Source organism: Pseudomonas fontis (assembly GCF_028656955.1).
GTDB classification, from domain to species: Bacteria; Pseudomonadota; Gammaproteobacteria; order Pseudomonadales; family Pseudomonadaceae; genus Aquipseudomonas; species Aquipseudomonas fontis.
Window position 1 is genome coordinate 17,296 of sequence record NZ_JAMDGY010000002.1, and the last position, 13,067, is coordinate 30,362.

Sequence of the window (13,067 nt, forward strand, 5' to 3'; positions counted from 1 at the left end):
CAGAAAGGAGAGATAAAGAAATTGAAGAAAAACGTTCTTATCATTGGTGCAGGAGGTGTCGCCAAGGTGGTGGCCCACAAGTGCGCGCAGCACAACGACGAACTCGGTCGGATTGCTATCGCGTCGCGCAACATCTCCAAATGCCAGGCCATCATCGACAGCGTCAAGGCCAAGGGTAGCCTCAAGCAACCCGCCGACATCAAGGCCTTCACGCTGAATGCGCTCGACGTCGAAGCGACCAAAGCGCTGATCCGCGAAACCGAATCGCAGATCGTCATCAACGTCGGTTCCGCGTTCCTCAACATGTCGGTGCTGCGTGCCTGCATCGATACCGGCGTGGCCTACCTGGACACCGCCATTCACGAAGAACCGGGCAAGGTCTGCGAGACGCCGCCGTGGTACGGCAACTACGAGTGGAAACACCTCGAAGAGTGTCAGCAGAAGAACGTCACCGCCATTCTCGGCGTAGGTTTCGACCCAGGTGTGGTCAATGCCTATGCGGCACTGGCCAAACAACAGTATTTCGACCGCATTGATTCGATCGACATTCTCGACGTCAATGCCGGTTCCCATGGCAAATATTTCGCCACCAATTTCGACCCGGAAATCAACTTCCGCGAATTCACCGGGCAGGTGTGGAGCTGGCAGAACAGCCAGTGGACCAGCAACACCATGTTCGAAGTCAAGCGTACCGATGACCTGCCGGTAGTGGGTTCGCAGAACCTGTACCTGACCGGTCACGATGAAGTGCATTCGCTGTCGAAGAACCTCGACGTGCCGAACGTGCGCTTCTGGATGAGCTTCGGCGAGCACTACATCAATGTGTTCACCGTCTTGAAAAACCTCGGCCTGCTTTCCGAGCAGCCGGTCAAGACTGCCGAAGGCCTGGAAGTGGTACCGTTGAAAGTGGTCAAGGCCGTGCTGCCGGACCCTTCCTCGCTGGCACCGGGCTACACCGGCAAGACCTGCATTGGTGACCTGGTCAAGGGCACCAAGGATGGCAAGCCGCGCGAAGTCTTCATCTACAACGTGGCCGACCACGAAGAAGCCTACGCCGAGACCGACAGCCAGGGTATTTCCTATACCGCTGGCGTACCGCCAGTGGCGGCGGCCTTGCTGGTAGCGCGTGGCGAGTGGGATGTGCAGCGCATGGTCAACGTCGAGGAGCTGCCAGCCGAGCCGTTCCTCAAGGCGCTGGACGTGATGGGCCTGCCAACCCGCGTCAAGGACGAGAACGGCGACCGTCCCTGGAACTGATGTAGCAACACCCGGGCGCCCCCTGAAGGGCGCCCTTCCCCTCCCCTGAACACCCCCCTTTCTTCAAACCTCTTCGCTGCGTCCGAGCCTGCGTCGTGTATGCGCTCGATGATGGGTCACCCTCGGGCTGTTTGCCCACCTTGCAGGCAAGCGAGGTAAGATGCCGTGCTTACCCTCCTACCAAGAGACCTTCATGGCCAACCAAGACATCACCTTCATTCCCGACCCGGATGCGGACTCCATTTCCTCGGACGTCGCCGGTTTCGCCGGCGTGCTGGTGTCCACGCAGATCCCGACCCGTCCCGATGGCAGCATCGAGCTGGGCGACATCACCCTGCAATGCGAATGCACCCTGCAGTCGCTGAAGGATGCACTGGAGCGCGCCGGCAGCTCCATGGACCGCGTGCTGCACCTGACCATCTACCTGACCGACATGGCTGATCGCCCGGCGTTCAACGAGGTGTACCAGCGCTTCTTTGCCAAGCCGTGGCCAGTACGTGCAGCGGTTGGCGTGGCTTCGCTGGCGTTTGAAGGCATGCGCGTGGAAGTGACGGCGATGGCGGCCAAGTAACACCGGCCACCACCCCAACACTTCCCCTTCTGTGGGAGCCGGCATTGCCGGCGATGACGACCGCATTGGCAACACCAATCGCCGGCAATGCCGGCTCCCACAGGGGTCAGTGCAAGGCTGTTGCCTGGGGGCAATTTCCACCACCGGGCAGCACACAGATGCCGGTCGGGCCAATCACGGCTACAATGCGCGCCTCAACCGTGACAAGCCTGACTAAAAAAACTATGTCCTTGCCCAAGCATCACCTGGAATTGCTCAGCCCTGCCCGCGATGTCGCCATCGCGCGCGAGGCCATCCTGCACGGCGCCGACGCCGTGTACATCGGCGGCCCAAGCTTCGGTGCACGCCACAACGCCTGCAACGAAGTAGGCGAAATTGCCGAGCTGGTGGAATTCGCCCGCCGCTACCATGCGCGCATCTTCACCACCATCAACACCATCCTGCACGACAACGAGCTGGAGCCAGCGCGCAAGCTGATCCACCAGTTGTACGACGCCGGCGTCGATGCGCTGATCGTCCAGGACCTGGGCGTGATGGAACTGGACATCCCGCCAATCGAGCTGCACGCCAGCACCCAGACCGACATCCGTACCCTGGAGCGAGCGAAATTCCTCGACCAGGCCGGTTTCTCGCAGCTGGTACTGGCCCGCGAGCTGAACCTCCAGGAAATCCGCGCCATCGCCGATGAAACCGACGCAGCAGTCGAGTTCTTCATCCACGGCGCGCTGTGCGTGGCCTTCTCCGGCCAGTGCAACATTTCCCACGCACACACCGGGCGCAGCGCCAACCGTGGCGACTGCTCCCAGGCCTGCCGCCTGCCCTACACCCTGAAAGATGATCAGGGCCGCGTAGTGGCCTTCGAAAAGCACCTGCTGTCGATGAAGGACAACAACCAGAGCGCCAACATCCGCGCCCTGGTCGAAGCCGGCGTGCGTTCGTTCAAGATCGAAGGGCGCTACAAGGACATGGGCTACGTGAAGAACATCACGGCCTACTACCGTCAGCGCCTGGACGATGTGCTCGAAGGACGCCCGGACCTCGCCCGCGCCTCCAGCGGCCGTACTGCGCACTTCTTCGTGCCGGACCCGGACAAGACCTTCCACCGTGGCAGCACCGACTACTTCGTCACCGACCGCAAGATCGATATCGGCGCCTTCGACTCGCCAACCTTCACCGGCCTGCCGGTGGGCGTGATCGAGAAGGTCGGCAAGCGTGACATGCAGGTCGTGACCCATGAGCCGCTGTCCAACGGCGATGGCCTCAATGTGCTGGTCAAGCGTGAGGTCGTGGGTTTTCGCGCCAACATCGCCGAGCCAAAAGGCGAGTTCGAGGAAGACGGTGCCAAGCGCTACCGTTACCGCGTAGAACCCAATGAAATGCCGGCAGGCATGTACAACCTGCGCCCGAACCACGAGCTGAGCCGCAACCTGGACCACAACTGGCAGCAGGCCTTGCAGAAAACCTCCGCCGAGCGCCGGGTTGGCCTGACGTGGGACGCGCGCCTGCGCGAAGAGCGCCTGGAATTGACTGCCACCAGCGAAGAAGGCATCAGCGCCAGTGTTGCCCTGGACGGCCCGTTCGGTCCGGCCAACAAGCCGGAGCAGGCCCTGGAGCAACTGCACGACCTGCTCGGCCAGCTGGGTACCACGCAGTACCATGCCACCGATATCAAGCTGGATGCACCGCAGGCGTTCTTCATCCCCAACTCGCAGCTCAAGGCATTGCGCCGCGAAGTGATCGAAGCGCTGACCGCTGCACGAATTGCCGCACACCCTCGTGGTGCGCGCAAGGCCGAGACCAGCCCGCCGCCGGTGTACCCGGAATCGCACCTGTCGTTCCTGGCCAACGTGTACAACCAGAAGGCCCGCGACTTCTATCATCGCCATGGCGTGAAGCTGATCGATGCGGCGTTCGAGGCGCATGAAGAGACGGGTGAAGTGCCGGTGATGATCACCAAGCACTGCCTGCGCTTCTCCTTCAACCTGTGCCCGAAACAGGCCAAGGGCGTAACCGGTGTGCGTACCAAGGTGGCGCCGATGCAGCTGATTCACGGCGATGAAGTGCTGACCCTGAAGTTCGACTGCAAGCCGTGTGAAATGCACATCATCGGCAAGATGAAGGGGCATATCTTCAACTTGCCGCAGCCGGGTAGCGTGGTAGGCCATATCAGCCCTGAGGATCTGCTGAAAACCATCGTGCGGGCACCGCACTAACAGCAACTTGGCACGTTGTGGGAGCAGGCCTTGCCAGTTCCTACAAAGTGCCTATCTCACTGACAGCCCTGCTTTCCAAGCCTTGATCCGGGTCAAGCACCGCAACGCCTGAACGCTATAGCGTGAAGACTCTCATTCCAAGGATCCGGGAGTCTTCATGGCCAAGCCCTTCCCCATCAGCCCAAAACATCCCGAGCGCATCTGCTGGGGCTGTGACCGCTACTGCGCGGCCAGCTCCCTGGCCTGCGGCAATGGCGCGGACCGCACCATGCACCCCATCGAGATGATCGGCGATGATTGGTACCAGCATGGCGAATGGGGCTTCGAGCTGCCGATGACCACCGAGAAACCCTCGAAACAGTGACCCCAGCGTTTAGATGGCCTTGAGCAGGTCGCTCGCCTCGATCACCCGCGCATAATCCATCGCCAGATTGCTGAGGGACAGCGCATGCACGTCCTCAGCCGGCCACACGCGGCCATTGAGGTCGGCCTGATCATAGGTATAGGTGGTATCCGGGGGGACGATGACATCAAAGCCAAGGTTGCCGCCTGAGCGCGCCGTGGCTTCCAGTGAATTATTGGTAATGACGCCCACCATGACCAACTGACGAATACCGCGCACCCGCAGCCAACGCTCCAACCCTGTCGCGGCAAACGCATCCGGGACGTTCTTCTCCTGCACATGCTCATGCGCCAGCGGCGCAAGCGCCTCCTGGAACTCGCAACCAGCTTGACCGGGCCAGAACACCGAGCCCGGCGCGCGGGAAATATGCCGCACGTGAACGACGGGGCGATTCGAGGCTCGCCAACCGCTGAGCAACTGCCCGATACGCAGCTCGGCGCCCAAGTTGTTGCGTCGACCAAGCTGCGGCGACAGCATCCCTTTCTGCATATCGATAATGATGAGCGCGGCGTTGCTGTCCAGAGTTGTCATGGTGTGTCCGGTAAAGGGTGGTTTGGGGTTTCGCATCAAGATGACACTCACCCACTAGGGTAGCCGTGGGTTGGCCTGATCAGCGCACCCAGGGCTCAGGTGGCGCACTGCCGACGATCTTCAGCCACGGCCAGCGCGCCTGATAGCTCCTGGCCTTCTGCTCGAACAACGCAGGCTGATGATTGATCGGGTTGCTGCGCAACAACCCCAGTTCGGTATCGGCAAGCCCGAAGGGGGCATAAAGCGCCCCTGATTCAATCTCAAGACCAATGCAGGTGCCGGCGACCAGATAGCGGTCCACGCCATCTTTCGTCGATCGAAGTTGGGGATAGGGTTTGCCAAAACGCTGTTCATACCAGAGATGAACCCGCGCCTGATTCTTCACCTCGACGTTCACGCCCAGGTCGCGAAACAGCTGCTCAGCCGCCTTGATGACCTTGTCCTCGGCGTCCCAGGACAGATCGCGATCGTCGAAGTAGAACACGTCGTAGTCCTTGACGCCCCAGGCCAGCGGCAGGTCGGCCTGGTCATTCCACACCGCCTGGAACAGACAGCCTGCGGTGAGCATGCACTGGTTCAAGCCCAATGCCGGCAAGCGTGCAACGATCTCGGCATTGATCGGGTTGGCCATGGCCAGGGTTAGCAGACCTTCGGCAGTCATTGCCATATGCACTCCATGTGTCGAGCCCTGCGCAACTGCGCGTTCAAAGCAGCCGGAACAACGCTGCCGCAATGATGCCGGCGGCAATGGCCGGCAATGGTTTCTTGACCAGCAGCATGACGATGGCGGTGGTCAGCAGCGCCGCTCGGGCGCCATTGTCGCCATTGACCGCCAAGGGCGTCAGCACTGCCACCAGCACCGAGCCGGACATGGCGCTGATGAACTGTTGCGTGCGGTAGTTGATGGGCACGAACGACATCACGAAGATGCCGCCCCAGCGGGTCACCAGGGTGACCGCCGCCATGACCAGGATAATGATGAGCGTGCCGTGGCCGGCGGTTTCAATGTTCAACTTTTTTCTCCATCCACAGCGCGCCAAGGATGCCCCCGGCCAATGCGCCGACCACCACATGGCTGTTGGCGGGCAGGTACCAGTAGGCCAGCAGCGACGAGCTGGCCGCGACAACCCAGATCACCAGCATGCGCAGGTTCTTTTGCCCGCCGACCACCATGGCCAGCAGGAAGCAGCCCATGACCATGTCCAGGCCGAAGCTCACCGGGTTCTCGATTGCACTGCCAAAATACAGGCCCAGCCAGCTGCCCAATGCCCAGGCTGCCCACATCGCCAGCCCGCCCCCCAGCAGCAGGCCCAGACCCGACTTGCCGGCATTGAACGCTTGCATGGCCATGGCCCAGTTGGCGTCCGAGGCGACCAGCATCACGCCATAGCGCTTGGCCCGTGGCAGGTCGCGCAGCCATGGATAGAGCGTGGCCCCCATCAGCAGGTGACGGGCATTGATGGCAAATACCGTGACGATCAGTGGCACCAGCGGCACCTGCTCGCCCCACAGGTCGAGCGCGGCAAACTGTGAGGCACCGGCAAAGACCAGCGTACTCATGAGCAGGATCGATGCGCCGTCCAGCCCTTTCTGCGCCGCCGCAAGGCCGAAGGCCACGGCGAAGATCAGCACGAACACGGAAATCGGCAGCAGCTGCTTGAAACCAGCCAGCACCTCGTCCCATTTCAGCTCGAGTGAGCGGTTATCAACGGTAGGCAAAACGTAGGCTCCTTTATTTGCCGGCTATTTTGCAGGTACTGAGCAACGGCACAAAAGCTAATTTATGCTTTTTGCCATCTCAGCCGTTGCCGCCCACCCCAGCCCCGCATACACCGGTTTGCCCACCTCGGTGGCATGCAGCACGGCAAAGCCGATGCCGCGCTGTGCAAATTCCGCCTCCGCCAGCTTCATCAACGCCGAAGCCAGCCCCCGGCGCCGGTAGGCCGGCTCCACGAATACGTTCAATACGTAGCCGCGCTGCCCCTGGGTGGGGTGGGCCGGATGCGGTGGCCACTCGATGCTCATCAGGCCGATCGCAGCGGCCACTACATCGTCTTCCAACACAGCAAAACCGTAATAGCGGCCGTCGAGAAGTCGCTCACCCAGCCAAGGCCGAAAATGCTCGGTCATCACCTGCAGTGTCGCCGGATCACCACCCGCCTCAAGGAACATCGCTTCGCGGTGTTCACCAATCATCGCCTGGTCGCTCGGCGCCAGCCGACGCACCGTCAAGCCTGAGAAATCGATGTTGCCGGGGATCTCGTTCATTGCGTGCACCTGGGCGGAGCGACCGATGCTAGGTCCAGCGCCAGGAGAATGTTAGATACAGCTGGAGTGCAATCCGGTCATACAGACTCAGCCCCAGATCGCTGCCCCCTTTTGTGCACTCGCTTGTCATCACGGGCAAGTGAACCAAAAAGAGAGCGTATTCATGCCCGCACTGACACGCCACCGCCCTCGCCTGGGATAGGGTTCTGACGTATGTAGCCGCTGCCGCCAGGCTGCGCTGGAGTCCGCCAGGGCTCCCAAAGCGGCGCCTGCGTTGCAGGCGAGCGCAGCCTGACGGCAGCGGCTACAAAACTTTCAGCTCAACGCGTAGACATAGGCATCGACAGCTTCACCACTGGCCAACTGCACCGCGGTCAGCACCCGCTGATACTCGGCACCTTCGAACTCATCGAGCGAAGCCCAGTGCTGTTGGAAGTTTTCCGACTGCCTGCATCACCTGCTCGTGTCGCTGACTACATTTGGAGCGACTTGCGCAAGAACACCCGGGCAAAACCGTTTTCTGTCGCTCGATGCGTTTCCACATAGCCAAGCTTCTTGTAGAGCTCAACGTTCTCGGTCATCCGTTGGTGCGTGTACAGCTGGATGCTGTTGCAGCCGTTGCGCCGGGCGAAGTCTTCACTGAATGCCATGAGGGCCTTGCCCAGGCCCTGCCCTTTGCAGCGCGGCAACACCGCGATGTTGTCCAGGTGCAATACCTGGTTGTCCCGGTTGAGTACCAGCACGCCGAGAATGTCCGCATCACGGTCTATAACGAACACCTCGGCGTTGGCGATGAGGTCGCTGTAGTCCTCGAGCATCGGCCCGGGCTGCTTGCCGATGCGCGGGATGTAGGATGCATAGGCCTGCATCACCAGCGCAGTAATCTGCTCGGCATCGCGCGGGCCAGCCGGCCGAACAAGGGGAGCTGCTTGCATCCAATTGCCTCCTGTGTGGGAGCCGGCCTTGCCGGCGATGAGGCCGTGACTCCCACCTTTGCCAGCGCGGTCAGAACACCGGCGTGTACTTGACGCTGAACATCACGTTACGCGGGTCGCCGTAATAGTTGTTGTAGTCGATCGTGCTGTACGCCGGCTGATAGTACTTCTTGTCGAGCAAATTGTTCAGGTTGGCCGCCACGCTGACTTCATCGTTGACCTTGTACGCCACCCGCGCATCCCACACGGCATACCCCGGCAGGTCGAACACATGATCATACGATGAGGTCCCGGTCACCGCCGTGGTCCCCAGGCCAATCGAGGTACGGTTCCAGTCACCCGGCAAGGTGTAGTCCGCCCACAGCTTGAGCTGGTGTTTGGGCGTCCACGGGCTGAACACCTTGCCCTTGTAATCCCCGTCTTCCAGGTACTTGGTGGTGTTGTAGACATAACCCGCCATCACTTGCAGGCCACTCAGTACCTCACCGCTGACCTGTGCCTCCAGGCCCTGGCTGCGCACCTTGCCGGACGCTTTCGAGCAGTACCAGCCATCGCAACCCTTCGAGCCGCTGCGATCCAGCACCGCGCGGTGCTCCTGGTCATAGCGGAACAAGGCCACCGAGGCATTCACCGCGCCATCGAGCAGTTCGCCCTTCAAGCCCAGCTCATAGTTGCTGCCGGTAACCGGTTCAACGACCGAGCCGGTGGAGGTACGCGAAGTCTGCGGCTGGAACACGTCGGTGTAGCTGGTGTAGACCGACCACTGCTCGTTGAGCGCATACACCAGGCCGGCATACGGCGAGACCTTGCCATTGGTGCTGGTGCTGGATTCGTTCTGGTTGCTGTGATCGAAACGCTCGGCGTTGTAGGTGTAGTCATACCAACTGGTGCGCGCGCCCAGAATCAGCTTCAACGGCTCGGTGAGGTTGACCGACCAGCGCGAGTAGAAGCCCTTCTGCTCCACCTCATAACCGGTCAACTCACCACGGCTGCGGCTGGCCAGGTCATAGATGCTCGGCATCGGCCGATGGTGATCAACGTTGCTCCAGTCCGCCCCGAAGGTCGGCGCACGTGCCCAGCGATCGTCAGTCTCGATATGCGAGTAGTTGGCCCCCAGCAGGAAGGTCTGCTCGAAACCGAAGCCGGTGAACTGCCCATCCAGGTACAGGTCCAGGCCCTTGCTGTGGGTGGTGAAGTCGGTGCTCCAGTCGATGTAGGTGTTTTCCGTGGAGCCGTTGGTTTGCAAGGCATCCCACAACGCCTGGTAAGTGGCGCCGTTGTGCTCGCTCATGTACACGCCCGCAGCCTTCACCCGCCAGTTGTCGTCGAGGCGATAACTGGCATCGAGGTACACGCTGTTCTGGTCGTTGTTGGCGCGGTTCCAGTCGGCGCCGACGTATTTCGAACGCGACCAGTCGGGGTTGCTGCCATCGGCGTAGCGCGGCGTGCCGAGCATGGCCGGGCGCGAGTGGCCTTTCTGGTTGGCCATGCCGATACCCACGGTCAGGTCCGGGGTGAAGTCGTAGTCGAGGGCGCCGTATACCGTCTGGTTCCAGCCCCGCACGTAATCGATGAATGAACCGTTGTCGCTCTGGCTGACCACGGTACGCCCACGCAAGGTGCCACTTGCATTCAGCGGGCCGCCGGCATCCAGTTGCAGGCCATAGCGATCCCAGGAGCCGGCCTTGCCGGTCAGGCTGACGGTGGCTTTGTCCTGCCCGCGTTTGCGCACCAGGTTCATCGCCCCGCCTGGGCTGTCCCCGCCCTGCAACAGCGCAGCCGGGCCGCGCAGCACTTCGGCACGGTCATAGATGCTCAGGTCCTCGGTGAGGTAGCTGCCCAGCGAATAGGTGTTGCGCGGGATCGGCACGCCGTCGTACTGGATCGTGTCGATGCTGAAGCCGCGCGAGTAGATGAACAGCCCCGAGCCTGGCGACTTGGCGGCGGTCAGGCCGGGCGTGCGCTCGACCAGGTCGGAAATCGTCTCGGTGTTCTGGTCGTCCATCTGCTGGCGGGTCATCACTGTCACCGACTGCGGGATGTCCTTGAGCTTCTGCACGCCCTTGCCCAGGGTCACGGCGCCGGAGGTGTAGGAATGGCTACCTTCGGTGGTAGCCACTGGCAGGCGCCCAACGACCGTCGAACTCTCCAGTTCCAACGCCCCCTGACTGGGCTCGGCGGGCAACGCAATGAGGTACTGGCCATCCGCGGTGCGGCTCAACGTCAGGCCGCTGTTGGCGATCAGTTGACGCAGTGCCTGCTCTACGCTGAGCTGTTGATGCAACGCCGGCGCCCGGACAGCGCGGGTGGCATCAGTGTTGAATAGGATGCGGCTGTCAGTCTGTCGGGCCAGCGCGCTGATTGACTGGTCCAGCGACTGGGCCGGCAGGTCGAAGCGGTACTGCGCCTGTTCGGCATACAGCGGGCCGGCGGCCAGGAGGCTCATGCTCGCCAGGAGCAGCGGTTGGCGCAAGTGATGGACAAAGAACGTCATGGGAACCCTATCAAAGCCAGTGAGAATGCGTTTCATAGGGATTGGCGTTTGTCTTGAGTCGAACTTTGATGTCCCGCTGAAAATATTTTTTTCAGCGGCGTACATCCAGCGTCACCACGCCATTGTTTTCACGTTGCACGGTGACGGGGGCAAGGTGTGGCAGGCTGTCAATCAACTGCTCGACATTGCCCGCCGGGAACTGGCCGCTCAGCCGGTGCTGCCGAGCATCGGCGCCAGTCAAGCGGATCGGCGCGTCACGGTGACGCTGCAACTGCGCCACGACTACGTCCAGCGGCGTGCCGTCGAAATGCAACAAGTCACGGCGCCAGGCATCCAGCTCGCCGGGCTTGCTGGCTTCGACCGCCCCCAGCGCCTGACGGCTGGCCAGTAGCTGCTGGTTGGCCGTGAGCAACTGGCGAGTCGCGCCATTGTCCACTTCGACTGCGCCTTGCAGCACCGCCACCTGCACGCCACGCAAATCACTGCGCACATCGAACACCGTGCCGATATCGCGCACGCTGACGCCCTGGCTGCGCACAATGAACGGCGAGCGCTGGTGCACCACGCTGAACAGCCCTTCCCCATCGAGCAACTCGAACTGACGGCTGCGCAGGTGATGTTCGATGCGCAGCACACTGCCGGCGTCCAGCTCAACCACGCTGCCATCGTCGAGCTGCACCACTTCGCGCCCAGTGCTGGCGACCTGCACCTCGCGATAACCCAGGCTGGGGTCCGCCAGCCAGGCCCAGCCGGCCAGCACCAGCATCAGAGCAGTGCTCGACGCCTTGCGACGACGATTGGCCTGGCGCGCCGACTGCGCCTTGGCTTCCGCCAGCAACGCTTCCCGGCTGGGAATCAGGGCACGCAAGGATTCGGCGTAAGGCTCGAGGTCCTCCGACACGGGGACGGCTGGGCGCTGTTGCATGGGGGTCAAAGCTCCGGCTGCCAGCGTTGCGCGAGGGTACGCATGGCGCGCATGAAGTGCTGGGCAACCATGTTGACGGAAATCTCCAGTTCCTGGGCGATTTCCTGCTGGGTCATGCCATGGATGCGATGCAGCAGGAACACCTGGCGCTGGCGTGACGGCATCGCGTCGATCACCGCAAGCAAGGCGCGCAGACGCTGGTCGAATTCCAGGGCCCTGGCACCATCGATATCATCACGCTGCTGCTCGGCCCAGCCCAGCTGGCTTTGCACGTACAGCGTGCGGGTACTTTCGGCCCGACGTCGATCAATCGCCCGGTTGAGGGTGGCCCGGCGCAGGAAGGCGATAGGCAGGTTGATGGCGTTTAGTGGTGGTTTTTCCAGGATTTGCAGGCACACGTCGTGGACAACGTCGCGGGCGAAATGCTGGTTGGAAAAGCGTCGGCGAATATGCTCGACCAGATCGTCATAGTGCAAAGCCAAGGCTCGCAACAGATCATTTTCGGTCGACGGCATGATAACGCCCAATTGATAGTGAATCTCATTTATAACATGTTGTTTCCGAACATGGCAATTTGCTCGTTGATCGGCGGGGTGGTTGAAGCGGAGAATTGCCGCCCGGCCAGCACTGGGTGACTGCGTCCTTTGGCGGACCGACGGGAGTACAGATATGGATATTGATCGGGCGCTCGCTATCGAGGCTGCCGAGCGGGAGTACTTGCAGTCGCGGGTCGAGAACCTGCTTGGCGTTGACGGCAATCCTTTTGGCGCACGGGTGTTTCACAATGGCAGTTTCCCCTGCTTTGCCGTGAGCGCATCGCCTAGCCCGATGTTCAACCGGGTCTATGGCGACTACCAGCACGATGCCGCCGCCATCGTGGGCTTGCTGTCGCAGTCGGTAACGCCGCTGATTGCAGCACCCGCGTCACTGGAGCAAGGTGTTTGCCTGGCCGGCCGGCAGCTTGAACGCCTGAAAGGCTGGACCCACTTGCAGTTGGCTTGTGCTGTCGAGCACGCCGTAATCGACCAGCACGCCTTTGCCATCGAAGAAGTCAGCGCAGAAACGCTGCCTGCCTTTCTGGATATTCACGCAGCAGGCTTTCATACCAAGGCAGAGCAGCGCTTGTTGAATCGGGCTTCCTTCAGCTATCCGGCGTCGAACCAGCGCGCCAGAATCTACGTACTGAAAAGCGCAGGTGAAGTGGTCGCGGGTGCCGTGCTGTACCTTGCCAGCAACGGCGTTGCCTACCTCGGGACGGCAGCTACGCAGAAAAGCGCACGGGGCCTTGGTTACCATGGTGCGCTGATCAACCACCGTATCGAGCAGGCAAAGTTGCACGGTAGCCGGCTGATTGCTGCTACCGCCCTGGCCAACTCGCAAAGCCGCCGAAACCTGCAACGCGCCGGCCTGACGGTTTCACACGCACAAGCGCTGTACCGCCTCGCCGAAGATTAAGTTCGACCTCAGCAA

Annotated in this window: 14 protein-coding genes and 1 pseudogene; 5 read left to right on the top strand and 10 right to left on the bottom strand. The window is 61.6% G+C overall.

Annotated features, from left to right (window positions below; all coding sequences use genetic code 11):
• Positions 1–21 precede the first annotated feature (21 nt).
• From M5G11_RS00160 to M5G11_RS00175, 4 genes are all read left to right on the top strand, one after another.
• Positions 22–1,257 carry a saccharopine dehydrogenase family protein gene (locus M5G11_RS00160; RefSeq protein ID WP_273913032.1) on the top strand — a complete coding sequence of 412 codons (1,236 nt, stop codon included), beginning with the start codon at positions 22–24 and terminating at the stop codon, positions 1,255–1,257.
• A 193-nt stretch (positions 1,258–1,450) separates the two neighbouring features.
• Positions 1,451–1,828 (top strand): RidA family protein, encoded by a 378-nt coding sequence (locus M5G11_RS00165; protein ID WP_273913033.1) that lies wholly within the window; start codon positions 1,451–1,453, stop codon positions 1,826–1,828.
• A 224-nt stretch (positions 1,829–2,052) separates the two neighbouring features.
• Complete coding sequence (locus M5G11_RS00170; RefSeq protein ID WP_273913034.1) at positions 2,053–4,041, top strand: peptidase U32 family protein; 1,989 nt, start codon at positions 2,053–2,055, stop codon at positions 4,039–4,041.
• Between the two features lie 157 nt (positions 4,042–4,198).
• Positions 4,199–4,405, top strand: a complete 207-nt coding sequence (locus tag M5G11_RS00175) for a DUF3079 domain-containing protein (protein ID WP_273913036.1) — start codon at positions 4,199–4,201, stop codon at positions 4,403–4,405.
• Between the two features lie 9 nt (positions 4,406–4,414).
• On the opposite strand, the gene M5G11_RS00180 is transcribed toward M5G11_RS00175, so the two are convergent.
• From M5G11_RS00180 to M5G11_RS00225, 10 genes and pseudogenes are all read right to left on the bottom strand, one after another.
• Positions 4,415–4,975, bottom strand: a complete 561-nt coding sequence (locus tag M5G11_RS00180; protein ID WP_273913037.1) for a cysteine hydrolase family protein — start codon at positions 4,973–4,975, stop codon at positions 4,415–4,417.
• 79 nt (positions 4,976–5,054) lie between these two features.
• Positions 5,055–5,642, bottom strand: a complete 588-nt coding sequence (locus M5G11_RS00185) for a nucleotidyltransferase family protein (RefSeq protein WP_273913038.1) — start codon at positions 5,640–5,642, stop codon at positions 5,055–5,057.
• A 37-nt stretch (positions 5,643–5,679) separates the two neighbouring features.
• A complete protein-coding gene (locus M5G11_RS00190) occupies positions 5,680–5,988 on the bottom strand; it encodes an AzlD family protein (protein ID WP_273913039.1) in 309 nt (102 codons plus the stop codon).
• Complete coding sequence (locus tag M5G11_RS00195) at positions 5,978–6,694, bottom strand: AzlC family ABC transporter permease (protein WP_273913040.1); 717 nt, start codon at positions 6,692–6,694, stop codon at positions 5,978–5,980. The genes M5G11_RS00190 and M5G11_RS00195 overlap by 11 nt, the downstream gene beginning before the upstream one ends.
• 57 nt (positions 6,695–6,751) lie before the next feature.
• Positions 6,752–7,243 (bottom strand): GNAT family N-acetyltransferase, encoded by a 492-nt coding sequence (locus M5G11_RS00200; RefSeq protein ID WP_273913041.1) that lies wholly within the window; start codon positions 7,241–7,243, stop codon positions 6,752–6,754.
• Between the two features lie 315 nt (positions 7,244–7,558).
• Positions 7,559–7,660, bottom strand: a pseudogene (locus M5G11_RS00205) (gamma-glutamylcyclotransferase); the annotation flags it as partial.
• Between the two features lie 56 nt (positions 7,661–7,716).
• A complete protein-coding gene (locus M5G11_RS00210; RefSeq protein WP_273913042.1) occupies positions 7,717–8,178 on the bottom strand; it encodes a GNAT family N-acetyltransferase in 462 nt (153 codons plus the stop codon).
• A 70-nt stretch (positions 8,179–8,248) separates the two neighbouring features.
• A complete protein-coding gene (locus M5G11_RS00215) occupies positions 8,249–10,672 on the bottom strand; it encodes a TonB-dependent siderophore receptor (protein ID WP_273913043.1) in 2,424 nt (807 codons plus the stop codon).
• Between the two features lie 91 nt (positions 10,673–10,763).
• Complete coding sequence (locus tag M5G11_RS00220; RefSeq protein WP_273913044.1) at positions 10,764–11,597, bottom strand: FecR family protein; 834 nt, start codon at positions 11,595–11,597, stop codon at positions 10,764–10,766.
• Between the two features lie 5 nt (positions 11,598–11,602).
• Positions 11,603–12,112 (bottom strand): RNA polymerase sigma factor, encoded by a 510-nt coding sequence (locus tag M5G11_RS00225; protein ID WP_273913045.1) that lies wholly within the window; start codon positions 12,110–12,112, stop codon positions 11,603–11,605.
• A gap of 154 nt (positions 12,113–12,266) precedes the next feature.
• Between M5G11_RS00225 and M5G11_RS00230 the strand changes: the two genes are divergently transcribed.
• Positions 12,267–13,052, top strand: a complete 786-nt coding sequence (locus M5G11_RS00230) for a GNAT family N-acetyltransferase (protein WP_273913047.1) — start codon at positions 12,267–12,269, stop codon at positions 13,050–13,052.
• Positions 13,053–13,067: the final 15 nt, after the last annotated feature.